Genomic DNA, 23,948 nt, shown 5'->3' on the forward strand with positions numbered 1-23,948 from the left:
AAACCTTAAATTCATGAAGAAGCTATTTTTTCTTTTGCTTATTGCTCTTGCCTTTGCTTGCGAACCGAAGACCTCGGAAGAAGTTGAACGGTGGGAAGAGCAGGCTGCCCGTGTTGAGATTATTCGTGACGACTTTGGAATTCCACACATCTATGGTAAGTCTGATGCAGATGCGGTGTTTGGAATGCTATACGCCCAATGCGAAGATGATTTTCCCAGGGTAGAACGAAATTACTATTGGGCCATTGGTCGTCTTGCTGAAGTTGAAGGTGAGCAAGCCCTATATAGCGATTTGCGTGCCCGTCTATACATGACAATCGATGAAGCCAAAGCTCACTACGAAAGCGCACCCGATTGGCTAAAGGAATTATGCCAGGCCTATGCCGATGGTATTAACTACTATTTACATACTCATCCGGAAGTAAAACCAAAAGTGCTCACCCGCTTCGAACCATGGTTCCCGATGTTTTTCTTTGAAGGGTCAATAGGTGGCGATATCGAAAGCGTGTCTACTCGCAGTATCGCTTCATTTTATGGCGAAAATGAGGCAACGGCTTTAGCCGATTGGGAAGAACCAGCCGGATTTCTCGAAGAGCCAAAGGGTTCTAATGGATTTGCCCTGGCAGGTAATCTGACCGCCTCAGGCAATGCAATGTTGCTTATTAACCCTCACACGAGCTTCTATTTTAGAGGTGAATCTCAGGTGGTTAGTGAAGAAGGGCTCAACGCCTACGGGGCCACTACCTGGGGGCAGTTTTTCATATATCAGGGGTTCAACGAAAAGAATGGTTGGATGCATACTTCTACCCGCGTAGATTTTAAAGACGATTTTTTAGAAACGGTGGAAGAGCGCAATGGCAAGCTTCAATACAAATATGGCGATGAGTGGAGAGACGTTTGGACATCTGAAGTAACCTTAAAGTACAAAGATGGAGACGAAATGAAAGAAAAGACCTTCCCTCTTTATCGTACCCATCATGGCCCTATTACCGGCAAGTCTGGCGATAAGTGGGTGGCTACCGCGCTCAATTGGGAGCCAGTGGATGCACTCATTCAGTCTTTCAACCGAACCAAGACAAACAACCATGAAGAGTTTTGGGAAATGATGAAGATCAGAAGAAATTCTTCGAACAATACGGTATATGCAGATGCAGATGGAAATATAGCCTACTATCATGGGGACTTCATTCCAAAGCGCGATCCGCAATTTGATTATTCTCGTCCGGTTGATGGTTCAGATCCAAGAACAGACTGGCAAGGAATGCATAGCCTGGATGAGATCATTACCATAGTAAATCCGGGCAATGGCTGGATTCAGAACTGTAATTCTACTCCGTTTACGGCAGCGGCAGAGTTTAGCCCTAAACAAGAAGACTATCCATACTACATGGCTCCCGATGAGGAGAATTTCAGAGGAATTCATGCCGTTCGTGTGCTTAGCCAAGCCAAAGATGTGACCCTGGACGGTCTTATTGAGCTGGCCTACGATCCGTATATTCCCGCCTTTGAGAAGGTGATTCCGGCATTGGTAGCTGCTCTGGAACGCAACTCCGCTAAGAAGCAGCAGCACATGGAGGCATATAATATTCTGAAAAACTGGGATTTTGCTACCGGCAAAGAGTCCGTGGCAATGACCCTTGCTCAGTTTTATGGCAATGCCTATTACCGAAGTGGTGAGGTGCCAAGAGAAGGTAATGGTATGGAACGTTTTGAGCACCTGGCCACCGGAGTTTCTGACTCCAAGAAGATTGAAATATTTGAAACTGCCCTGGCAGAAATTGAAAAGGATTTTGGAACCTGGAAACTCCCTTGGGGAGAGTATAATCGCTTTCAGCGATTATCGGGAGAAATAGATCTGGAGTATGACGATGACCAACCGAGCATAGCTGTTGGCTTGGCTTCCGGCCGCTGGGGGGCGTTGGCTTCTTTTGGTGCCCGGTCGTATGACACCAGAAAGATTTATGGCTCCTCGGGCAACAGCTTTGTAGCTGTGGTTGAGTTTGGAGATAAGGTGAAAGCCAAAAGTATTCTGGCCGGAGGCCAAAGCAACGATCCAAATTCACCTCACTTCTATGATCAGGCACAGCGCTATGCCGATATTAAGTTTAAAGATGTGGCCTTTTATAAAGAAGATGTGCTAAAGAGAGCAGAGGAGACGTATAGACCAGGTAAAAGGTAATTGGTTGAACAGAAAACAGAAATCGGTGAGGCATATCGTGCTGATTTCTGTTTTCTAACAACTATTCGGTACGCAGATTCTTCACCGGATTGGCAACTACAGCTCTGATAGAATGATAGCTGACCGTTAACCAGGCCACCACAAGTGCCAATGTTCCACCAATAACAAAGGAGACCCAGGTATCGAGCATTTCTATACGATAGGCAAAACTTCCGAGCCATTGCCCCATTACCCAAACAGATGCAGGAATAGCAAGAAGCAGCGAAATGGCAATGAGTTTATTAAAGTCTTTCAACAGTAGCCAAACCACCACTTGCGAACTGGCTCCCAACACTTTTCGTACTCCAATTTCCTTAATTCGGTTGCCAATCATGAAAGTGGCCAGACCAAATAAGCCAATACAGGCTATCCATATGGCAATACCAGTAAATACCATGAACATATCTCCAGAGCGTTGTTCCGCTTCATAGAGTGCCGAAAGATCGGAATCAAGAAAGCTGTAAACGAATGTTTGGTTGGGGGCTATTTCCTGCCATAGTTTTTCTACCTGGGCTACAATGGTGGCTCCTTGGTTAGTCGATGTTTTTAGGGCTATGGCTCCTATGTTTCCACCTTGAGAGCTTTCGCGGCTAAAGATGGCCATAGGGGTTATTTCTGTGTGGAGCGATTTGTAGTTATAATCGCTAATTACCCCAACTACTTCATAAGTAATGTCGCCTTGAGGGTTGTTGGCCCCTTGAACGTTTACAATACGCTGACCGATAGGGCTGTGCTCTATGCCCAGTGCTCTGGTGGCGCTTTCATTGAGAATAAGCGCCAATGTATCCTGAAAGTCTTTGGAAAAGCCTCTTCCCTTGGCCAGTTTAATGCCCATGGTTTCTATATAGTCTTCATCGAACACCGCACAATTCAGGGCTATAGATTCGTTGGTTCCTGCCGGCCTGAACGAGGCTCCGTAGTAAAAACCTGTTCCGGGCATGGCTGAGGTAAGTCCTACCTTGCTCACTCCGGGTATAGCTTCTAATTCGTTTTTAAAGGTGGTAAGGTCGGGGATGCCAAAAGCACGCGATAACACCAGAACATTTTCACGGTCGAATCCAAGGTTTCTTTTTTGCAGGTATTGCATTTGCTGGCCAACAATGAGTGTTGAACAAATGAGTACGATGGATACGAAAAACTGAAAAACAACCAGCCCGTTGCGTATCCAATATCCTTGCTGACTCTTAATGAGTTTGCCTTTGAGCACCACTACCGGTTTAAAAGAAGAGAGTACAAATGCCGGATATGTTCCGGCAAGAATGCCAAGACCAAAGCTGGCAACCAGAGCCAGCCCTATGTTTAATGGAGAGGCAAAGGTTAAAAGGCTGATTTCTTTGTCCAGATAGGTGTTGAAAGGTGGTAGTGCCAGGTAAATCAGTAGTATGCCAATGAGCATACTTACTATGCTCACCACCACAGATTCTATGATAAACTGACTTACTAGCTGTTTTTTCTCAGAGCCCAGCACTTTTCTAATGCCCACTTCTTTGGCACGTTCTGTAGAACGGGCGGTGGCCAGATTGATGAAGTTAATGGCGGCCAGTATTACAATGAAAACAGCGATGGAAAAGAATATATAGATATAGGTGATGTTTCCGTTGGGTTCGAATTCACCCTCTAAATGAGATTTTAGGTGAATGTCTTCAATGGGTTGCAGAAAGTAACGATAACCGTTGCCGCTGGCTGTATAGTCTTCAAATGAGATGCGTTGCTCTCTTTCAATTTGGCCGGCTGCATACTTTTCTACCACTTCTTTCATTTTTTGGTTAACAGTGGCAGGTGCTACTCCTTCCGACAGTTTCAGGTAGTTGTATACAGAGAAGTTAACGTAGTTTGGTTGTTGGAAGAAGGGCAGCCCTTCCAGGTTGACAAGGAAATCGAATTTGAAGTGAGTGTTTTTAGGGGTGTTTTCTACCACACCGGAAACCTCTAAGTCGCCAATATCCGTTTGCAGTATTTTACCAATGGGAGACTCCGTGCCGAAATATTTTAAGGCCATTCGCTCAGAAATAAGCACTGAGTTGGCCGTATTAAAGATATTCTGCCGATTGCCCTGTAGAAGCTTTATGCCAAAGAAATCTAAAAAATTGGCTTCTCCGGCTATAATGTCGTTTTCCAGAAAGGTTTCGTTGTTGTAAGTAACGTTGGTGCCAAATCCGGCCGGGAAAATGCGGGTAAATTCCTCAATTTCAGGAAAATCTCTCGTTGCCTGCTCGGCCATTGAGTAAGGTGTAATGGCATAGTGCGAGGTATGGTCAGGATATATTCTGTCTAAGGCAAGCCGGTAGGTTCGTTCGTAGTCAGGGTGATAGTTGTCAAAATTGGTTTCGCTATTTACATACAATAATAGAATGCCACAGACCGCAATACTAACTGCCAGGCCACCTATGTTTATGGCCGTGTAAAGTTTATTTTTCAACAAGTTGCGAAGTGCTAGTTTGGTGTTGATTTTAAACATGTCGTAAAAAATTGAGTTGTCGATGAGTTTAAGCCTTTTGAGTACAGAGGGTCTGATCATTTTAAGAACCTCTTGTTTGTAAATAACCGATGCTTTCCGTTTCCCCAGCTGTTCCACGTTGTAGTAAAACTCTTCTTCCAAATCGCCCTGCAACTCATCAAAGAGCTGCTCTTTGCAAAGCCATCGGAAGAGCCTAACGTAAAACGATGGGGGAGAAATTTTACCAGGCATATTGCAGTTCCAATCGAACATCGGGAATCTGATTCCACAGCCTGTCACGTGTTGCTTTTGCTTCTATGAGTGCTTCTTTGCCCTTATTGGTAACCTCATAATACCGCTTGGGTCTTCCGCCACGAGCTTCGTTGGTTTCCCCTTGTTTAGAGCTTAGTAAACCTTTGTCTTCCAGGCGACTAAGGGCTGTGTGCAAAGCCCCACGGCTAATCTGCCTGCCCCCCTGTTTGTTGATCTCCTGCTTTATAGTTACCCCGTAAGCGTTGTCTCCCAATACCAAAATGGTGAGCAGCGCCAATTCCTCGAATTCACCAAGATTTGTCCCTTTCATAGTATCAAGTTCTAATTTGTAGACGAATATAGTTAAATAAAGTTCTAAAATGTAGACTTGATGCTGATTAGATAATTTGAGGATTTGTTGATTAATCTAACCTGAGTTCGATGTAAGGAAGTAGTAAAATGTCCCCCTTAGGACGTCATTGCAGAATTTTCCTCTGAAAACTTTACATACGCAAAGGAAAATATCCGCAATCTCATTTAGGCTCTGTTGAGATACCGGATAAAACAGGCCTTTTTGAGAGTTTAAGGCCTGTTTTTCCGGCATAACGTTCTTTTCTTACACGGAACTCAGGTTAATCTATTCGTTTCGCAGGTTTTCGGCCGGATTGGTTAAGGCCGCTTTAGTGGCCTGCGAACCAATAGTAAGTATGGCTACGGTAAGTACCATTAAGGCTCCTCCGGCAAGCTCCCAAAACCCAATAGAAATGGTGTATTGTATGTTGTTGGCTATTGTGGTCTTAAAAATGTAAACAGCTATGGGTATACCTATGGCAGAGGCAATAACCAGTATCCAAATATAGCTTCTGGATAATAAGGCAACGAGGTGGTAAAAGCCGGCTCCTAACACTTTTCTGATGGTAAGTTCTTTAATTTTCGATTCCGCGGTATACACCGCCATTCCGAGTAGTCCAAGCAGAGAAATACCAATGGCAATAATAGCCAGCAAGCCGTAGGTTTTCATGGATGACGAAAGAGTCTGATAGGTTCTTTCAATATCCTCGCTATAGAATGAAGCCTGCAGTTCATGATGTGTATCTATTTCGGACCAGGCATCATCAATCTTCTCAAGGGTTGCGGGCAGGTCTGCCGACTTTAGTTTCAGGTTTGTAAGGTAAAGCTGATTCTCTTCAGGTTGAATAAAAGCAAAGGGCTGAATATCGTTATAGATGGTTCCGTAATGGAAGTCTTTGATAACGCCAACGACCATACGATGGTCGTTGTAGTAATAAAAGGTTTTTCCGATAATCTCCTCAGGGTTTTTAAAGCCGAATTTCTCAACAAATTGCTCGTTGACTATCATTTGTTTGGTTTTTAATTGGCTTGTTATCTCACGCCCCGCTACCAACTGATGACCAAGGGTGGAGGTATAGCTCTCTGTGACTCGCATGCTATAAACCACTACAGAATCACTTGCTTCCGGCAGTTTAGCATAATCTGAATTAGTGCTGCCTGTACTTAGTAGAAAGGCGGATCCGGAAATTGATTCGATTTCCGGAATTTGGCTAAAAGCGGCCTTTACAATTTCGTAGTCATTGCCCTGAAGCTCCACATTTAGAATGGCTTCGGTGTTATAGCCTAAATCGAAATTGAGGGCGTACTGATACTGTTTATAAGCCAGACTCACCAATACGGCAAAACCAATTGAGAGTATGAACTGAATACCAATGAGCACTTTTCTTATGTTAATGCCTCCTCCAATTTTCATGTTAGAAACGCCTTTAATTATGGTCACAGGCTTAAGCCTCGTCATGATCAGGGCAGGAGTAGTGCCAGCCAGAAAACCAATGAAAATGGCGAAGAGTACGAAGCATATGTAAGTGGTAGTGGTCAGTTCCAGTGTGGTTGTTCGCGATATGTAATAGTTAAGCGATAGAAACTCAGGCCGTATAAGTCGGAACAGAAAGAAGGCTAAAACCAATGCAAGTAATGAGACAAGTACCGATTCGGTGATAAACTGGGTGAATACCTGGCTTTTTTTTGCTCCAACCACCTTTCTTACTCCAATTTCTTTCGCTCTTTTGAGTGATCTGGCAATGGAGAGATTGGCATAATTGAAGCAGGCCGAAACTATAACGATTAAGGCCAGTATAATCATGGAGTTAACATTACTCTTGGGAACAACGGTCCACACCTGATTGTATTTACCGTCACCCGGAAAAATATCGTTTAGGCGTTCATAGGTAAGAGCTATGCTCTGTTGCTCCATTTTGGCGTTTTCTTGAGATGCTATTTGGTTCAGACTTTGCTCAAACGCACTCATATTGGCGTTTTCTTGCATTAAGACATAAGCATAGCTACTCCACATGGTGCTCCAGTTAAACAGATAGGTGGTTTGCTCATTATTGCGGAGCGAGCTTAGCGAGGCCAGAGCTTCAAAATGAAAGTGGGTGTTTTTGGGTAGCTCCTTGAGTACGGCAGTTATCGTATATTCTTTTCCGTTTCTTTCCAGTGTTTGTCCTAGCACATCCGTTGAACCATAGATTTTTTCGGCTAGGGTTTGGGTTAAAACTATTGAATATGGCTCTTTCAAAGCGCTTTTCGGGTCGCCTTGCAGTACCGGAAAACTGAAAATACGGAGAAATTCTTCATCAGTATAATACCCCTGAAAAGAATAGTTATTTTCTCCAGTTGCCAGATCGCCACTAAAGCCTTTAAACATTCCCGATACTCTCTCTACACCCGGAACCTCGGCCCTTATTCTGTCGGCAGTAAGTAAAGAAGTAGAAGCATAAGCCTGAGGTGCACTGTCCAGAAAAGTTCTTACATTATTGATGCGATAAATTCTGCCTTTGTTTTCGTGAAATTGATCGAATGAGTAAATCTCATTGACAAAGGCAATGGCGAGCAGGCCAACTGCCATGCTCATGGCTAAACCAAATATATTAATGGCTGAAAAGAGGCGGTTGCGCGATAGGTTTCTAAAGGCAACCAAAGTGTAATTCTTGAACATGGCAATGTTGTTGTTTTGAGTTTGAACCCTGAATTTTTTAGCTACTGAAGGTCGAAGCAGTTTGAGTACTTCCAGCCGGTATTGTGTGCGCGCTTTTCTTTGACCGTATTGTTGAATGTTTGAGTAAAACTTTTCCTCCAAATCACCCTGCAACTCCTCATAGAAGTCATCGTGGCAGAACCATGCCAGCAGTCGGGTGAAATATTTAGGAGGTCGGTTATTCATTTCTTAGTGATTCTGTGGGATTAACCTGACCTGTTCTCCATGATTGATGTGCTACGATACCCAAGACAATCGCCCAGGTTCCAACAACGGTGAGAAGTAAATGCGGAGTGGATATCTGAAGCTTTATGGCAATGGTGGGGAAAATCATTTCCCTAAAAACTAGGAATACAAGTGGCAGTGCAATGAGTGTGGAGATGAATAGTGTCTTAAAAGATCCGCGTGAAAGCAAAGTGATTATTGATCCAATACTTGCTCCCAATACCTTTCTTATTCCAATTTCTTTGGTTCTGCTTTGTGTAGCATAAAGAGCCATACCAAACTGACCCAGAAGAGCAATCACTACGATGGATATTCCGGTGATACTGAAGATGTTCATTATGTTAAAAAATGGCCGATAGTTATGTTCGATTTTATCTGTCACGAATTCTGTTTCTAGCGGTTTGTCACCAGCAATGCTAGACCAAAGACCTTCAAGCTTGCTTAGTACCTGGTCTGCATTGGAAAGTTGCAGTTGTATAGTGGCGTACTTAGTGAGAAGAGTGTCTTTTATGTTCCTGATCATAAGTGGAAGCCTGTTGTCTTCCAAACCATCGTAAATGTAGTTGTCTAATACACCCACGATCAGCAGCTTTTCTTCAACATCATAATGATCAATGATTACTTCAGTATTGAGTGCATCTAGGGTTGACACACCGATAGAAGCGAGGAAATTCTCATCGACTAGAATTTCGTTGTTAAGGCCTTCGGTAAAGCCTGAACCTATGATTAACTGTGGCGAATAAACCTGACTGAACCTCTCATCGGTTGTAGCATAGCGAGTTGAGAAAGTGTCCATTCTGTCCGCACTGAATCCGAATCTTCTGGACATCCCGCCAGTTCCGGGTATTATAGAGGTAAAAGAGAAGCTCTCTATTTCTGGAATTTTACTCAACTCTGCTTCAATTAGTTTCGGATCAACTTTTTTAAGCGGAAAGGCGATGAGGTCAGCAGAAGTAAACCCAAGATCTGTATTAAGTATCTGATCTCTCTGATTCAAACTAAGGACTACAAACAGAATGCAAAAGGTGGAGAAGGTGAGCTGAATGCCAACAAAGACTTTCCTTAGCGTTGAAATTCTAATTCCTTTTTTGTTGAACGACTCATTGATTGAGGCCAATGGTGAGATTTTCGAGAAATAAAGGGAAGGTAAGAATCCGGCAATAAAACCGACCAGCAAGCTGAAACACACAAACCAGGTGATGATCTCAACATTGAGCTGACTGGTAAAAAGCGCTGAAAATTCAGAGATGTACATCTCGAAAAACGGCACGAGGTATTTGTAGAAACATAATGCTAAGACAAGGGCCAGCAGTGAGAAAACCACTGTTTCAACCAGAATTTGACTAATGATTTGGCCACGTGTACTGCCGTTGATTTTACGAATTCCAATTTCTTTGGAGCGTTGAATTGCCCTGGCAATAGAAAGGTTGGTGTAGTTAAATGATGCCAGCGTAATTAAAAGTGCAATTGGTGCGATGAGAATAATGAGGGCTGTTCTAGAATAGACATGCCTGTGGTCTGCTATTAGCTCCTTGCCAAACATTATGTTTGAAACAGGCTGCAATTGCATGCTGTAGGTATTGCCATCAGCCATTGTTGAGGTCATTTCATTGCTGAGCTGTTCAAAGTGCGATTCTAACTGATCGATATTGGAATTCTGGTTCAACTTGATGTAGCTGTAATAGCTTTGATCGTAGTTTTGCCACCTTTTTAGTCTGGACTCAAATTCTTCTGGGCTCATTCTACTTCCCAGAAATTCTATATTCGAGAGGAATTCAAAGTCGAAGTGAGATTGCTTTTTAGGGGATTTGATTACGGCTCGAACAATGGCTCCAGATTTAGTTTGTTTGCCAATAGCACTTTCATCGCCAAAAACCTTCTGAGCTAGCTGGTCGGTTATAACTACTGACTGTAGATCATTGAATAGATCATAAGGATTGCCTTCGATCACTTCAAAGTTGAACATATCGAGAAATTCCCGGTCAATAGGGTAGCCGTTTATATGAATGTCCTGACCATTCACCTCAAAATACCCATACATATTGGTTAGTATGATGGAGGAAGCTTCAATTTGAGGAATAGAGTTTAAGTACCATTTCAGGGCAAAAGAGGAGGTGGCCCATTTTGTTTTGCCATGAGGGCTTTCTACCGATGTCGTGATCCTATATAATCTATCCACATCTTTGAAATCCTTGTCATACTGATATCCAGTATAGATCATGTTCACCGCAAACAAACAGATGGTGAGCGCTGCTGCCAATCCAAAAATATTGACGGCACTAAAAACTTTGTTCCGCTTCAGGTTTCTGAAAGCCAATAGAAAGTGAAACTTAAGAAGGGAAGTATGAATAAATTTTGGAAGTTTCAATTTGCGCTTTATTACCGACATTCTCACCATCTTCAAAACCTCTTTCCTGTAGATATTTTTTGCTTTTCTTTCTCCTCTGGTATTGGTGTTTTTAATGTATGACTCTTCTAAGTCGCCCTGTAGTTCTTCAAAGAGGCTGCCATGGCAGAGCCATTTGAAGATTTTCGTCCAGAATTGTGGTGTTTGATTGCGTTCCATTAGGCCTGAACTTTTTGAAGTGCCACTTTAGGAACACTGCTCCATAAATCTTCTCTTAAAGCTTTGGCTTCTTCCAAAGCACTTTTGCCAAGATTGGTTACCTGGTAGAAGCGCTTTCTGCGGCCACCTCTTTCTGCAGTTGCTCCTCCGTACTCTGAGCTGATAAACCCTTTTTCATCCAGACGGGTAAGGGCAGTGTGTAAAGCTCCACGGCTTACGCTTCGGCCTGTGCGTTTTTCAATTTCTTCCTGAATGCTCACTCCATACGCATTGTCTTCCAACACCAGAATAGTGAGAAGAACAACCTCCTGGAATTCGCCTAAATACGTGCCTTTCATTGGTTTGATTCTTAAATGAAGACTAAATGTATGAAATTTATTCCTTAAATGAAGACCAAATAATCAAAACTGACCATCATCCATTAAAAAAAGAGGAGCTCAGAAGCCGGCTTATCGTCTGTCAGGCCAATTTTCAGGCGAGTTTAGGCAGATCTTTTTTTGTGGCTTTCAGGCTCCTCTTATTTAAGCAGAAGAGGCTAAGGCTATTCGCTCCTAAGGTTTTTAACCGGGTTGCTAAATGAAGCTTTGAGTGTTTGAAATGAGATGGTCAGAAGAGCGATAGCTGCCAGTATAACTATGGGAACGATGAAGAGATTTGCCCGAATAGGTATGCTGAATGCAAAGTTCTGGAGCCATTTATGGATGGCCAAATAAGCTAGGGGTACGGCTAGTAAATTGGCTATGAGAATTAACACCATGTACCTTTTAGAAAACAGTAGGGTGATTTGAAGGCTGCCTGCACCTAATACCTTTCTTATGCCTATTTCCTTAGCTTTCTGAACTACAGTGTAGGAAGCTAGCCCGAAAAGCCCCAGACAAGCAGCAAAAATGGCAAAGCCGGCAAAAGCATTGAAGATACTGGCAAACTGCTGGTCTTGTTCATATTGGCGGTTAAAAAAGTCGTCCATAAAGAAGAACTCCAATGGGTTACCGGGAAAAGCCTCATGGTATTTTTCTTCAATTTGCTCTAAGGTAGCTTTGGTATTTTGCGAGTTGATTTTTAGTGAGAAATATCGGGTCGTAGCCGGAATGTAGTAAAAGGCACTGGCTACATAGCCTTTGTGCAACGATTTCCAGTTATGATCCTTCACAACTCCACGAATTAAGCTTGTGTCTCCACTTATAATAAGTCGTTTCTCCAGGGCCTCCTCTGCTGTGCCCAGGCCAAACACCTTGAGTGCCTCTTCACTTACAAGCACACCATTGCGGTCCATTTCATCGGGCGAGTCGTAAGCATCCGAGAAGTCTCTTCCACTAATCAGTTCCATGCCATACGTTTCCATAAAACCTTTGTCAATCCAGGTGGCATCAATACGCTTTACTGCGCTTTGTTCGGTATCCTCTCTTCTGGCATTAGTTGCAAAAGAATAGCCTGCACCCGGAATGCTCCGGGAGGAGGCGAAGCTTTCTACTGTGGCAATAGATTTCACCTGGTTTTTAAAGGCTTCAAAGTTTTCAAGGCTCACGCCCACGCGGGGTCCTTTTATAACAAGTACCTGATCCATTTGAAAACCGGTATCTCTATTTTCCATATAGCGCAATTGCTTTGAAACGGCAAAGGTTCCGGCCATGAGGAGCGTAGAAACCACAAACTGAAATACCACTAGTGCTTTTCGCACGGCAAAACGGTCTTTCTGTCCACCAGATTTTTGGCTTTTGAGTGCATTTACCGATCGGTAAGCCGAAAGAATAAAGGCAGGGTAGAGGCCTGCAAGCACAGGACCAACTACTATTAGGGTCAATAATAGGATTTGTATTACCGGGGCATTCCAGGTGAGTTCCAAAGGCAAGTCAATAACCTCGCCCATTATGGGTAACAACAGGTAGGTGATGGCCAGGCCAAGTGCAACGGCTATTAGGTTTATCCAGAACGATTCGGTAAGAAACTGAGCAATGAGCTGCGGCCTTATGGCTCCCATTGCTTTTTTGATCCCCACTTCAACACCGCGTTCGGTTGCTTTGGCTGTAGAGAGGTTGATAAAGTTGATCCATGCAATAACTAGTATGAAGAGTGCTATTACTATGAGAAAGTAAATGGTACCCATGTCTGTTTTGTTGGCCTGTTCGCCATCTTCATTATCAATACTCGATTGCAGATGAACATCCAGTATAGGTTCAAGAGATAGCACTTCCCGGGTGCCACTGCTTTCAAGCTCTTCAGCTCTATACTGATGCATGAGATTGGCTATTTTTTGTTCTGCCTGCTGCTCTGTTACCTGAGGGTTTAGTAAGGCATACACAAAAAAATTGGTCCAGCCCCAGTCGGCTCCTGGTTGGGTGTATTGGTTGCTCTGTAGTACTTTTTGCAAGGGCAGGAGTATGTCGAAATTGAGGTGCGAGTTAGCCGGAACATCTTTTAGAATGCCAGTAATAGTAAACTCTTCATTGGTGTAACCTCCATTAATTCGCAGACTCTGCCCAATGATTGCATCATGGCTAGAACCAAAATATTTATCGGCAATTTTCTGTGTAATAACCACGGCATTCGGACTGCTCAGGGCTGTGTGGGCATCGCCCTGCAACAATTCAAAGGAGAAAATGGAAAAGAATGAGGGTTCGGTGAAAAGTACTTCTTCTTCAAAAAAAGGTCTCACGCCACCTTTCTGGCCGGTTCGTTGTACAATGGCACCTCCATAGTATGGGTGAACGCGCGCTGCCTGTTCAATTTCAGGAACATCTTTGAGCAAAGCAGGGGCAAGGGCAAAGCCGCAATAGAGGCCTGTGTTGCCATATTCTCCATTCTGATAGGCCGTGGTGAGCACACGGTATATTCGATCCGATTTGCTGTGAAACCGATCGAAGCTCAACTGAAACAATACGTATTGAGTGATTATGAGGCAGGCAGCAATGCCAATGGCCAGCCCGGTTATGTTAATAAATGAATACAGTTTGTTTTTGGCCAGGTTTCTAAAGGCCAGTTTTGAATTAATGCTGAACATGGGGTTGAATGTTTGAGTTTTGACGAATGATTTTACGGCAAAGGGTTTGAGAAAACGGACCACGTCTATGCAGTACCAAAATGCCGCATAGTTTTTTCCTTTATCCTGCTGCCTGTAGTAATAATCCTCCTCAATATCGCCCTCTATTTCTTCCAGGAGTTCCGGTTTGCAGAACCACCGGAGAAACCGTTGGGCTATACGTGGAGGAGGTTGACCTTGGATAGACATATGTTTATGTAGTGAGCTTTACCTGAAGGGCCTGTTGGGGTATGGCATTCCAAAGTTCTTCGCGTTGTTCACGGGTTTCTTCGAGTGCTTTTACTCCCGATGAGGTAATGGTAAAGTACCGTTTGCGCTTACCACCTCTTATGCTGGTGGCTTCTCCAAACTCGCTACTTACGAGCCCTTTTTTTTCCAGCCGGTTCAACGCTCCATGAACCGTGCTGAGCGTTACTTTTCTTCCTGTTTTTTTTCGGATTTCATCCTTGATACTTACGCCATAAGCTTCCGGGTAGAGTACGCCAATAGTGAGTAATACAAGTTCCTGAAATTCACCTAGGTTTGTTCCTTTCATTATATAAAATTCGTATATGACGATAAAATTAATAGTTCAATAGAGTTACTTATTTAGGTCACATAGAAGTAAATAGACAATTTGAGCTAGAAGCTGTGTCTTCACAGTGCCATGTGACTGAGTATGTAAATCTATAGTTTAATTCGTAATTGACGATAATATCCTTAGACGGAGATTGAGTCAAAAAGTTTTTATGATCTGAAAAGTATTAGAAAAGAGTGCCGATGATCAATCATCGGCACCTCCGAATTTTCATTCGTTTCTTAGCGTTAGAGCCGGGTTAGAGCGGGCGGCTTTCCAGGTTTGTGATCCTATGGTTAGAAAGCCTATGCCAAAAATAATTATTACTCCCAGGCTCAATTCCAGTAGTCCAATGTTTGCCCGATTGGCCTGATCGGCTAAAATCAGTTCATCGAATAAATAGTAAGTGGCTGGTACAGCAATGGCCGTGGCCAATAGCAACAGGAGCATAAAACCTCTGGACAGTAGCGTAATAAGGCTGCCTTCGGTGGCACCCAATACTTTACGTATACTTATTTCCTTTAGTCGGGTCTCTGCAGTATACACACCCATGCCCAGTAGCCCAAGCGAAGCAATACATATGGTTAAGAAGGCCAGGAAACCTACCAGGGTATAGGTGACTGAAAACTGTTCATAGGCTCTTTCCAGACCATCTTTATAGAAATATCCTTTAAAGTCGTGCACCTCATCGAATCCGGCCCAGGCCTCTTCTATTTTCTTGCGGGTTGAAAGTAAATCGTTGCTGGAAATCTTTAAACTTAGCATTCGGGCTTCTTGTGGTTTATGTCTGAAGGCGAAGCATTCAATCTCAGAGTCCAGGGTGGCATAATGAAAGTTTTCAACCACTCCCACAATAGTTAAGCGTTCTCTGCCGAACTTCAGGCTTTCGCCTATGGCTTCTTCGGGGCTGCCCAGTTTAAAGTGCTTTATAAACTGCTCGTTCACAATCATGCTTTCTTCTACCTCTACCGAGTTTTTCTCAGGAAAATTGCTGCCGGCCAGCAACCTGTGTTTCATTAGGGGAATATAGCGATGGTCTATACTAGAGTAATAGACCGATGCAGAATCCAGACCATCGTCAGACTTTACCTGGTTGGCCCAGCGGCTTCCAATACTCAGTATATGTGATGACTTGGCAATGTCTGTAACCTCCGGAATTTGCTCAAACATGGCTTTGGTGAGTTGAGGGTCGTTGTTCTGAAGGTCAATATTCAGCACGTTTTCCGTATCGAAGCCCAGATTGAAATTCAAAGCATACTTGAATTGTCTATGAGAAATGGAGGCTGATATAATGAACATCAGCGACAAGGTAAACTGAATGACGATGAGTGCTTTGCGTAGGTTGATTTTTGAAAAAGCCTTGGGGCCTGATGCGCTTTTAAGCACCTGAATGGCCTTGAGTTTGGAGAGGAACAAAGAAGGTAGAAATCCGGCAAAGAAGCCTACCAAAAGCGCAAATGCGATAAAGTAAACCAATACAATAGGCTCGTGCTCCAACCGCAACGTACTCTGAATTTCCGGGTTGAGGTTGAGAAACATTGGCCGAATAAGAAAGAATATAAAGTAGGCCATTATGAGTGAGGCAAGCGATATAAGACAGGCCTCAACAATGAATTGAGTAAACACCTGCTTACGTTGTGCACCTACTACTTTTCTTACCCCAACTTCTTTGGCTCTCCGTAAAGAACGGGCTATAGATAGGTTGGTATAGTTGAAACCGGCAGAAAGTATTACCACAAAGGCTAGGCCTGCAAATACCCAAATAACCTCCCGGCCTATACTAGGGCCTAGTTGGTTGCTTGTGTTAGAAGGCCCCAGCATTATTTTGGTAATGGGCTGAGCCGCCAATTGAATGTTTACTTGCTTCGATTCACTGTTTTCGTCAGCGGCAATGGCGTTGAGGCGATTTTCTATGTCGGCAATGTCAGTTTGATCGTCCAGCCTGAAGTAAACATAGTTGGACCACATGTTTTGCCAGCTCAAAAAGCCTCTGTTGTCTTCGTTTTCGATTTCGAAGGTTGAGAACGAAACCAAAGATTGAAAGTCCATGTGAGAGTTGAAGGGAGGGTTTTTGACCAGTCCCGTTACCTGATATTCGTGTTCGGCCACGGTAATGGTTTTACCCATTGGGTCGGCTTCTCCAAAAAACTTGTTGGCGGTTTCTTCAGTCAGTACAATGGAGTATGGTGCTTTTAGAGCGGTGGCCGGGTCGCCACGGTATAGCTCAAAGGAGAGTACATTGAAGAAGTCTTCATCGGCCCAGAATCCGCTAATCGGTATTCTTTTATCGCCAATTAGCCCATCTCCATTAAACCCGCGACTCATAATGGTGATGGCTTTCAGGCCGGGCACTTCTTCTTTCATTCTTTTTCCAACCAGTATTGAGGTAGAGGCAAAGAGGCTGGGGTCGCTCTCTAAATAGCTGTGGGTATTGTTGATACGGAAAATCTTTTCAGCCTCGTGATGAAAGCGGTCGTAGTTTTTTACTTCTACAAACATGGTAATCATAATGAGGCAGACAGACATGCTCACAGCCAGACCAAAAATATTAATGGCCGAAAAGAGCTTGTTTCTGGCTATGCTTCGGATTGATGTTTTGAAATAATTTTTGAACATGATGAATTGAGTTAATTGATTCAGAAAATTGAGTTTTTTGACCGTGTACGGTTTAAAGAACCGTAGTGTATTGAGTGCATAAAGCCACCGGGCTTTACGGGCTCCTTTTGAACTAAGGTGCCGTTCAAAGTGCTCGTACAGATCGCCCTGAAGATCTTCCAGTAACTGAGGCTTGCAGTACCATTCTAAAAAGCGGTCGGCCCAACGTGGCGGTATGTTGTTTTTATTCTTCAAGCAATTTTAAGGTTGAAGTCGGGAATTAAGCTCCACAGCTGATCGCGCTGTTGTTTGGCTTTGGTTAAGGCCACTTTGCCGGCATGGGTTACCGTAAAGAATCGCTTTCTACGCCCACCTCTTTCTTTGGTTGGTTCGCCCAAGTGAGATTTGACATAGCCTTTTTCATCAAGACGATTAAGTACAGCGTGCACCACGCTGAGTTTGACCTTGCGCTCTGTTACTCGTTCTATCTCATCACAAATGGCCACACTGTAGGCTTCTTCCATAAGTGCGGCTATGGTAAGCAATACAATCTCTTCGAATTCGCCCAAATTGGTTCCTTTCATTTTAGTGTTTTTATTCACTAAATGTATAAAAAATGAATCAGTCCGAAATTATTTCTTATACAAATAATGAAGTTATGTTTCCGCTGGTGTTGAGAGTTACATAGTTACGTCTATTTAAGAGAGGGTAGAAGTGAGTTTAATTGAACTGTCGGATAGGTGTGTTCAGCTGTTGAAAAGAATGTGTGGGGCAATTGGGCCAGGTCATAAAAAAAGGGAAACGTTTATGTTCCCCTTTTTCAATTGCTTCGTGTATGATTACACGGTCATTATCTCTTTCTCCTTGAGGGCCAGGAGATCGTCCATCTTTTTGGTATACGTATCTGTAAGTGCCTGAACATCGTCTTCAGCAGCTTTAATGGCGTCTTCAGAAACACCTTCTTTAAGAAGCTTTTTAAGTTCATCGTTGGCTTCTTTTCTGGCGTTTCTCACGCTCACTTTACCGTCTTCGGTAACGCCTTTGGCTTGCTTGGCTAGTTGCACCCTTCTTTCTTCGGTTAGTTGCGGCACATTGATAATGATGTTTTCTCCATCATTTTGGGGGTTAAAGCCCAAATCGCTATTGATAATGGCTTTCTCAATTTCTCCTATAATAGATTTTTCCCATGGTTTAATAAATATGGTACGGGCGTCTGGAGTAGAAACTGAAGCCACCTGATTGATGGGGGTTGGTGCACCATAATAAACCACCATAAGGCCATCCAGCATACTGGGCATGGCCTTGCCTGCCCGAATCTTGGCTAGCTCTACCTTTGCATGAGATACAGCCTTTTCCATCATTTCTTTGGCAGTGTCTAAGTATATTTCTATCTCTTCCATATCAAATGTTAGCTAATGAGTGTTCCAACTTGTTCTTTTCCTTCAATGAGTTTTTGCAGGTTGCCGGGTTTGTTCATGTCAAAGACAATTATGGGTACATTATTTTCCTGACAAAGGGTAAAGGCGGTCATATCCATAATATTATAGCCTTTGCTAATAACTTCTTCGAAGCTAAGCTTTTCGAACCGAACAGCATTAGGGTCTTTTTCAGGGTCGGCAGAATATACTCCATCAACCCGTGTACCTTTTAATACTACATCGGCCTCAATTTCAATGGCTCTAAGACTCGCTGTAGAGTCTGTAGTAAAGTATGGGTTGCCTATACCCGCGCCAAAAATAACAATTCGTCCTTTTTCCAGATGCCTTACGGCTCTTCTTCTTATAAAGGGCTCACACACTGCTTCCATCTTTATACCAGACATTAGTCGGGTATACATACCATGTTTTTCTAGTGTGCTCTGAATCGCCATGGCGTTTATTACGGTGGCTAACATGCCCATGTAATCGCCTTGAACTCTGTCTATGCCTGAAGCTTCGGCCTGCACTCCTCTATATATATTGCCTCCGCCAATTACAATGGCTACTTCAACCCCCTGGTCTTTTACTTTTTTTATTTCAAGAGCATATTGCTCCAACCTTGCCGGATCTATACCATAGTTCTGCTTGCCCATTAAGGCCTCTCCACTAAGCTTCAGCAGTATTCGTTTATAAGACATTCCCTTTGTTTAAAACTTTATTAGTACTTGATTTTTTTCTACACTGTCGCCCTTTTTCACTTCTACACTTTTAATGCTTCCATCTCCGGCTGCTTTTAGTACGTTTTCCATTTTCATGGCTTCCAGAATCAGAAGCGGGTCGCCCTTTTTCACTTCCTTGCCTTCTTCTACCAAAATGTCTAATACCAGGCCGGGCATAGGAGCTTTGAGGTCGTTAACGGCCTGTACTGCTGACATGTCTATCCCCATAGACTCAAGGAGTACATCCATTTTGTCTTTGAGCTGAACGGTATATATCTGCTTGTTAATTTTGATCTCCGCAGTTTTGGTTGCCTGATCCAGTTTTAGGATTTCGGCTTTGAAGGTTTTGTGGTCTTTAATAATAAGGTGTTTGTTGTTAGTCTTCTTATGAATAGACCAGTTGATGGGCGAGCCATTAATGGTGGGCTGCTCACCATCAAATTGAATTTCAATTGGATTTCCTGAGGCAGTTTCTGTACGATACATTGAATAAGGTTTGTTCTCGGATTAATGGGATATTTCATCGGAAATTGAAACACCCTAAATCGCACAAATATAGATAACTATTTTTATTCAAGAAGGCTAAACTCTTTTGTGTTTGAGAGAAAACTCTTATGATTGCGCCCGAATTGCAAAAAGCTCGTTTGCGCTCAAATTGGGCGGTTTTTCGAGAGCCGATAAAAAGAAATATCTTTTTCAGGCAAATGTTTGATTAATATAAAAAAGGGTCTAATTTTGCATTCCCTTTCGCTGAAAGGCTTTTTTATGTCGTTCTTTTAGAGATTGATTCGGGGGGATACCAAAGCGGCCAACTGGGACGGACTGTAAATCCGTTGACTTATGTCTTCGCAGGTTCGAATCCTGCTCCCCCCACTAAGATATCTGAAGCCTTGGCGAATGATATCGGTTTCATGGCCAGGCGGACTTCTTGTTTCCTTAATAAAGTCATGAAGCACAAGCGGGTGTAGCTCAGTTGGTAGAGCGACAGCCTTCCAAGCTGTAGGTCGCGGGTTCGAGCCTCGTCACCCGCTCAGAGTGAGTACGAACTATCTTACTCCTGAGCCAATAAATATTTTGGTTTGCGGCACGGGTTGCCCCTGCCTTATGGTAGGTAGGAGTTTGAGTTTCGTCACCCGCTCAAATCTTTGGGTTCTAGGTTCAAAGTTTTGAGTTTTAATGATGCAACTTAAGACACAAGACTTAGAGCTTAAAGCTATTTAAGCCGATGTAGCTCAGGGGTAGAGTACTTCCTTGGTAAGGAAGGGGTCACGGGTTCAAATCCCGTCATTGGCTCAATTAAGAAGTTAATGACTTGCCCTGTTGGGCTTGTATTTCGAATTATATAAACATTAATATTAACTAATTTTCAAACATGGCTAAAGAAACCTTTGACCGTTCCAAGCCGCACGTTAATATTGGTACTATCGGTCACGTTGACCACGGTAAGACCACTTTAACTGCTGCGATTACTAAAGTATTGGCAGACGCTGGTCTTGCCGAAAACAGAGACTTCTCTTCTATCGACAACGCTCCTGAAGAGAAAGAAAGAGGTATTACTATCAACACCTCTCACGTTGAGTACCAAACTGCCAACCGTCACTATGCTCACGTTGACTGTCCAGGTCACGCTGACTACGTGAAGAACATGGTTACTGGTGCTGCTCAAATGGATGGTGCCATTCTAGTAGTTGCTGCTACAGATGGTCCTATGCCTCAAACTAGAGAGCATATCCTTTTGGCTCGTCAGGTAGGTGTGCCTGCTTTGGTTGTTTTCATGAACAAAGTGGACTTGGTAGATGACGAAGAGCTTCTTGAGCTTGTTGAAATGGAAGTAAGAGAACTGCTTTCTTTCTACGAATTCCCTGGTGACGATATTCCTGTAATTCAGGGTTCTGCTCTTGGTGCACTTAACGGTGAGCCTAAGTGGGTAGAGAAAGTAAACGAGCTTATGGCAGCTGTAGATGACTACATTCCGCTTCCTGAGCGTTTGACTGACAAAGACTTCTTGATGCCGGTAGAAGATGTATTCTCGATCACTGGTCGTGGTACTGTAGCTACTGGTAGAATCGAAAGAGGTGTAATCAACTCTGGTGATCCTGTTGATATTATCGGTATGGGTGCCGAAGGGTTGAAGTCTACTGTTACTGGTGTGGAAATGTTCCGTAAGATCTTGGATAGAGGTGAAGCTGGTGACAACGTAGGTCTTCTTTTGAGAGGTATCGAGAAAACTGATATCAAAAGAGGTATGATCATTTGTAAGCCTGGTTCTGTGAAGCCACACGCTCACTTCAAAGCTGAGGTTTACGTTCTTTCTAAAGAAGAAGGTGGTCGTCATACTCCATTCTTTAACAAGTACCGTCCTCAGTTCTACCTAAGAACTACTGACGTTACTGGTGAGATTAAGCTTCCTGCTGACATCGAAATGGTTATGCCAGGTGATAACGTTACTATCGAAGTAAACCTGATCAACGCGGTTGCTCTTGAAAAAGGTCTTCGATTCGCTATCAGAGAAGGTGGTAGAACTGTAGGTGCCGGTCAGGTAACTGAAATCCTTGACTAATCCATCTTTTAGAAGATAAATTATGGCAAACGCGTTTTCGATTTTTCGGAGGCGCGTTTGTTTCATTAATTTAAATTCTCTAAATTTGCAGCCCGTTTCAAGGCTCTAAGCTATTTTTTGTCCGAGAATTTCTTAATTAAGGTCGATTCTCAGGCAGATATAAGGATCAGTTTTTCAGTGTGTTATACTGATATTCTTTGTGAGAAAGCTGAAGACTTTGAAATGGCGGTAAAGGGCGCTGAAAAGCAGGGCCGAAAGAAATAAGAAAATAATTCCTGAATATCGGTTTCGGGAAAAAATCTACGGGTGTAGCTCAGTTGGTAGAGCAGTGGTCTCCAAAACCAAAGGTCGTGAGTTCGAATCTTACCACCCGTGCAAAATAAAGGAGTAAGACCAATGAGTAAATTAATGTCCTTTGTGAGTGAATCATACGATGAGATGAGGCACAAAGTAAGTTGGCCGAAGCTTTCTGAGCTTCAGAGCAGTTCAGTTTTAGTGCTTGTGGCCTCTTTGATATTCGCCCTTGTGATTGGTTTAATCGATTTGGGCTTTGACAAAATTATGGATTGGTTTTACAACCTTAACCTTTAATCACACGAGCGATGTCAGATCTCAAATGGTACATGGTTAGGGCAGTGTCGGGCCAGGAGCGCAAGGCTAAGGAATACTTGGAGAATGAAATTGAGCGAGAAAATGTCGCTGAATATATTCCTCAGGTGTTAGTTCCTTCCGAGAAGGTTTTTGAAATCAGAAACGGAAAGAAAAAGTCTCGCGATAAAAACCTGTTTCCCGGATATGTCATGATTCAGGCCGATTTGTCTAATGGTGAAGTCGTTCATATGATTAAAAATATCCCAGGTATCATAGGGTTCCTAGGTCAAGCTACTGGCACTGCTTCCAAACCGCCAGTTCCATTACGTCAAGCAGAAGTAGATCGTATCTTAGGTAAGGTTGAAGAGATTGACGAGTTTGACGAACAACTAGATACGCCATATATAGTCGGAGAGACCGTGAAAGTAATGGATGGTCCCTTTAGTGGTTTTACGGGTACTATAGAAGAGGTATTTGAAGAAAGAAGAAAGCTTAATGTAATGGTTAAGATCTTCGGACGAAATACCCCTGTTGAATTAAGTTACATGCAAGTAGAAAAACAAGATTAAGATGGCTAAGGAAATTTCTGGTTATCTGAAGTTGCAAGTCAAGGGTGGCCAAGCCAATCCTTCTCCTCCGGTGGGTCCTGCTTTGGGTTCAAAGGGACTCAATATTATGGAGTTTTGCAAGCAATTCAACGGACGTACTCAGGATAAAATGGGTCAGGTTCTTCCTGTGCTTATTACTATTTATTCTGATAAGTCTTTTGACTTTGTAATTAAAACTCCTCCAGCACCAGTAATGCTAATGGAAGCTTCTAAAGTGAAGAAAGGTTCTTCTGAACCTAACCGAAACAAAGTAGGAAGCGTTACCTGGGATCAGGTAAAAGAGATTGCTGAGGTTAAAATGCCGGATTTGAATGCTTTTACAGTAGAATCTGCCATGAGAATGGTGGCTGGTACTGCCAGAAGCATGGGTTTAAAGGTTTCAGGTAAAGCCCCTTGGGAAAACTAAAGATTTAACACATGGGAAAGTTAACTAAGAAGCAAAAAGAGGCTTTGAGTAAATATGACCCAACTAAACTATACGCATTGGCCGAAGCAGCCAACCTTGTGAAAGAGGTGAATACTGCAACTTTTGATGCCTCTGTAGATATTGATATTAGATTGGGGGTAGATCCACGTAAAGCTGACCAAATGGTAAGAGGTGTAGTGGCCCTTCCACATGGTACAGGTAAAGAGGTAAAGGTATTGGTGCTTTGTACTCCGGACAAGGAGGAAGAGGCCAAAGAAGCCGGTGCCGATTACGTTGGACTTGATGACTACATAGCAAAAATTGAAGGAGGTTGGACTGATGTTGATGTGATCATCACTATGCCAACTGTGATGGCTAAAGTAGGTCGTTTAGGTAGAGTACTCGGTCCTAGAGGTTTGATGCCAAACCCTAAGGCAGGTACAGTAACACTTGACGTGGGTAAAGCGGTTCAAGATGTAAAAGGTGGTAAAATCGACTTTAAAGTAGATAAGTACGGTATCATTCATACCAGCATTGGAAAGGTGTCATTCTCTCCTGAGAAGATTGCCGATAATGCTGCTGAAGTGATCAATACTATCTCAAAGTTGAAGCCTGCATCTTCGAAGGGAACATACTTTAAAAGTATTAACCTTTCTACTACGCAGAGCCCAGGAATTAAAGTTGATAAGAGCTCAATTGCCGGATTATAAT

General features: G+C 43.1%; 18 protein-coding genes and 4 tRNA genes. 10 read left to right on the forward strand and 12 right to left on the reverse strand.

Annotated features, from left to right (window positions below):
• The first annotated feature begins 13 nt into the window (after positions 1-13).
• Positions 14-2,179 (forward strand): acylase, encoded by a 2,166-nt coding sequence (locus tag IE164_RS10695; protein ID WP_189630235.1) that lies wholly within the window; start codon positions 14-16, stop codon positions 2,177-2,179.
• A 61-nt stretch (positions 2,180-2,240) separates the two neighbouring features.
• Here the strand turns inward: IE164_RS10695 and IE164_RS10700 are convergent, their stop codons facing one another.
• The 12 genes from IE164_RS10700 to IE164_RS10755 all read right to left on the reverse strand — a co-directional run bounded on the left by IE164_RS10700 (position 2,241) and on the right by IE164_RS10755 (position 19,558).
• Complete coding sequence (locus tag IE164_RS10700; RefSeq protein ID WP_189630236.1) at positions 2,241-4,907, reverse strand: ABC transporter permease; 2,667 nt, start codon at positions 4,905-4,907, stop codon at positions 2,241-2,243.
• A complete protein-coding gene (locus IE164_RS10705) occupies positions 4,897-5,238 on the reverse strand; it encodes a PadR family transcriptional regulator (RefSeq protein WP_189630237.1) in 342 nt (113 codons plus the stop codon). Before IE164_RS10705 ends, IE164_RS10700 begins: the two co-directional genes overlap by 11 nt.
• 306 nt (positions 5,239-5,544) lie before the next feature.
• Positions 5,545-8,142 (reverse strand): ABC transporter permease, encoded by a 2,598-nt coding sequence (locus tag IE164_RS10710; RefSeq protein WP_189630238.1) that lies wholly within the window; start codon positions 8,140-8,142, stop codon positions 5,545-5,547.
• Positions 8,135-10,747 (reverse strand): FtsX-like permease family protein, encoded by a 2,613-nt coding sequence (locus tag IE164_RS10715; protein ID WP_189630239.1) that lies wholly within the window; start codon positions 10,745-10,747, stop codon positions 8,135-8,137. Before IE164_RS10715 ends, IE164_RS10710 begins: the two co-directional genes overlap by 8 nt.
• The gene (locus tag IE164_RS10720) at positions 10,747-11,085 is read right to left on the reverse strand and encodes a PadR family transcriptional regulator (protein WP_189630240.1); all 339 of its coding nucleotides are present in this window, start codon (positions 11,083-11,085) and stop codon (positions 10,747-10,749) included. The genes IE164_RS10715 and IE164_RS10720 overlap by 1 nt, the downstream gene beginning before the upstream one ends.
• A gap of 203 nt (positions 11,086-11,288) precedes the next feature.
• The gene (locus IE164_RS10725) at positions 11,289-13,973 is read right to left on the reverse strand and encodes an ABC transporter permease (protein ID WP_189630241.1); all 2,685 of its coding nucleotides are present in this window, start codon (positions 13,971-13,973) and stop codon (positions 11,289-11,291) included.
• Between the two features lie 4 nt (positions 13,974-13,977).
• Complete coding sequence (locus IE164_RS10730) at positions 13,978-14,319, reverse strand: PadR family transcriptional regulator (protein ID WP_189630242.1); 342 nt, start codon at positions 14,317-14,319, stop codon at positions 13,978-13,980.
• Positions 14,320-14,571: 252 nt separating this feature from the next.
• The gene (locus tag IE164_RS10735) at positions 14,572-17,190 is read right to left on the reverse strand and encodes an ABC transporter permease (protein WP_189630243.1); all 2,619 of its coding nucleotides are present in this window, start codon (positions 17,188-17,190) and stop codon (positions 14,572-14,574) included.
• Positions 17,187-17,519, reverse strand: a complete 333-nt coding sequence (locus IE164_RS10740; RefSeq protein ID WP_189630244.1) for a PadR family transcriptional regulator — start codon at positions 17,517-17,519, stop codon at positions 17,187-17,189. The genes IE164_RS10735 and IE164_RS10740 overlap by 4 nt, the downstream gene beginning before the upstream one ends.
• Before the next feature lie 255 nt (positions 17,520-17,774).
• Positions 17,775-18,335: a ribosome recycling factor gene (gene frr, locus IE164_RS10745; protein WP_189630245.1), complete on the reverse strand. Its 561-nt coding sequence runs from the start codon at positions 18,333-18,335 to the stop codon at positions 17,775-17,777.
• An 8-nt stretch (positions 18,336-18,343) separates the two neighbouring features.
• Entirely contained in the window at positions 18,344-19,051 is a 708-nt protein-coding gene (gene pyrH, locus IE164_RS10750) for a UMP kinase (RefSeq protein ID WP_189630246.1), read from the reverse strand.
• Positions 19,052-19,060: 9 nt separating this feature from the next.
• Positions 19,061-19,558 (reverse strand): acyl-CoA carboxylase biotin carboxyl carrier protein subunit, encoded by a 498-nt coding sequence (locus IE164_RS10755; protein WP_189630247.1) that lies wholly within the window; start codon positions 19,556-19,558, stop codon positions 19,061-19,063.
• A gap of 304 nt (positions 19,559-19,862) precedes the next feature.
• On the opposite strand from IE164_RS10755, the gene IE164_RS10760 reads away from it, so the two are divergent.
• The 9 genes from IE164_RS10760 to rplA all read left to right on the forward strand — a co-directional run bounded on the left by IE164_RS10760 (position 19,863) and on the right by rplA (position 23,947).
• A tRNA-Tyr gene (locus IE164_RS10760) sits at positions 19,863-19,945 on the forward strand.
• An 85-nt stretch (positions 19,946-20,030) separates the two neighbouring features.
• A tRNA-Gly gene (locus IE164_RS10765) sits at positions 20,031-20,103 on the forward strand.
• A gap of 190 nt (positions 20,104-20,293) precedes the next feature.
• Positions 20,294-20,365: transfer RNA gene (locus IE164_RS10770), tRNA-Thr, on the forward strand.
• Between the two features lie 79 nt (positions 20,366-20,444).
• Positions 20,445-21,632 (forward strand): elongation factor Tu, encoded by a 1,188-nt coding sequence (gene tuf / locus IE164_RS10775; protein WP_189630248.1) that lies wholly within the window; start codon positions 20,445-20,447, stop codon positions 21,630-21,632.
• A gap of 302 nt (positions 21,633-21,934) precedes the next feature.
• Positions 21,935-22,007, forward strand: a tRNA-Trp gene (locus IE164_RS10780).
• A gap of 21 nt (positions 22,008-22,028) precedes the next feature.
• On the forward strand, positions 22,029-22,223 hold the full coding sequence (gene secE / locus IE164_RS10785) for a preprotein translocase subunit SecE (protein ID WP_189630249.1): 195 nt from the start codon (positions 22,029-22,031) through the stop codon (positions 22,221-22,223).
• Between the two features lie 11 nt (positions 22,224-22,234).
• On the forward strand, positions 22,235-22,792 hold the full coding sequence (gene nusG, locus IE164_RS10790; RefSeq protein ID WP_189630250.1) for a transcription termination/antitermination protein NusG: 558 nt from the start codon (positions 22,235-22,237) through the stop codon (positions 22,790-22,792).
• A 1-nt stretch (position 22,793) separates the two neighbouring features.
• Positions 22,794-23,237: a 50S ribosomal protein L11 gene (rplK, locus tag IE164_RS10795; RefSeq protein ID WP_189630251.1), complete on the forward strand. Its 444-nt coding sequence runs from the start codon at positions 22,794-22,796 to the stop codon at positions 23,235-23,237.
• A gap of 11 nt (positions 23,238-23,248) precedes the next feature.
• Positions 23,249-23,947 carry a 50S ribosomal protein L1 gene (rplA, locus tag IE164_RS10800; protein ID WP_189630252.1) on the forward strand — a complete coding sequence of 233 codons (699 nt, stop codon included), beginning with the start codon at positions 23,249-23,251 and terminating at the stop codon, positions 23,945-23,947.
• The last annotated feature ends 1 nt before the right edge of the window (position 23,948 follow it).

The sequence above is a fragment of the Roseivirga thermotolerans genome (assembly GCF_014653175.1).
GTDB lineage: Bacteria > Bacteroidota > Bacteroidia > Cytophagales > Cyclobacteriaceae > Roseivirga > Roseivirga thermotolerans.

What these genes read in the sequence shown, in the direction of transcription:
- IE164_RS10695 (WP_189630235.1), top strand. Translation starts at nt 14, where the DNA reads ATGAAGAAGCTATTTTTTCTTTTGCTTATTGCTCTTGCCTTTGCTTGC.
- IE164_RS10700 (WP_189630236.1), bottom strand. Translation starts at nt 4,907, where the DNA reads ATGCCTGGTAAAATTTCTCCCCCATCGTTTTACGTTAGGCTCTTCCGA.
- IE164_RS10705 (WP_189630237.1), bottom strand. Translation starts at nt 5,238, where the DNA reads ATGAAAGGGACAAATCTTGGTGAATTCGAGGAATTGGCGCTGCTCACC.
- IE164_RS10710 (WP_189630238.1), bottom strand. Translation starts at nt 8,142, where the DNA reads ATGAATAACCGACCTCCTAAATATTTCACCCGACTGCTGGCATGGTTC.
- IE164_RS10715 (WP_189630239.1), bottom strand. Translation starts at nt 10,747, where the DNA reads ATGGAACGCAATCAAACACCACAATTCTGGACGAAAATCTTCAAATGG.
- IE164_RS10720 (WP_189630240.1), bottom strand. Translation starts at nt 11,085, where the DNA reads ATGAAAGGCACGTATTTAGGCGAATTCCAGGAGGTTGTTCTTCTCACT.
- IE164_RS10725 (WP_189630241.1), bottom strand. Translation starts at nt 13,973, where the DNA reads ATGTCTATCCAAGGTCAACCTCCTCCACGTATAGCCCAACGGTTTCTC.
- IE164_RS10730 (WP_189630242.1), bottom strand. Translation starts at nt 14,319, where the DNA reads ATGAAAGGAACAAACCTAGGTGAATTTCAGGAACTTGTATTACTCACT.
- IE164_RS10740 (WP_189630244.1), bottom strand. Translation starts at nt 17,519, where the DNA reads ATGAAAGGAACCAATTTGGGCGAATTCGAAGAGATTGTATTGCTTACC.
- frr (WP_189630245.1), bottom strand. Translation starts at nt 18,335, where the DNA reads ATGGAAGAGATAGAAATATACTTAGACACTGCCAAAGAAATGATGGAA.
- pyrH (WP_189630246.1), bottom strand. Translation starts at nt 19,051, where the DNA reads ATGTCTTATAAACGAATACTGCTGAAGCTTAGTGGAGAGGCCTTAATG.
- IE164_RS10755 (WP_189630247.1), bottom strand. Translation starts at nt 19,558, where the DNA reads ATGTATCGTACAGAAACTGCCTCAGGAAATCCAATTGAAATTCAATTT.
- tuf (WP_189630248.1), top strand. Translation starts at nt 20,445, where the DNA reads ATGGCTAAAGAAACCTTTGACCGTTCCAAGCCGCACGTTAATATTGGT.
- secE (WP_189630249.1), top strand. Translation starts at nt 22,029, where the DNA reads ATGAGTAAATTAATGTCCTTTGTGAGTGAATCATACGATGAGATGAGG.
- nusG (WP_189630250.1), top strand. Translation starts at nt 22,235, where the DNA reads ATGTCAGATCTCAAATGGTACATGGTTAGGGCAGTGTCGGGCCAGGAG.
- rplK (WP_189630251.1), top strand. Translation starts at nt 22,794, where the DNA reads ATGGCTAAGGAAATTTCTGGTTATCTGAAGTTGCAAGTCAAGGGTGGC.
- rplA (WP_189630252.1), top strand. Translation starts at nt 23,249, where the DNA reads ATGGGAAAGTTAACTAAGAAGCAAAAAGAGGCTTTGAGTAAATATGAC.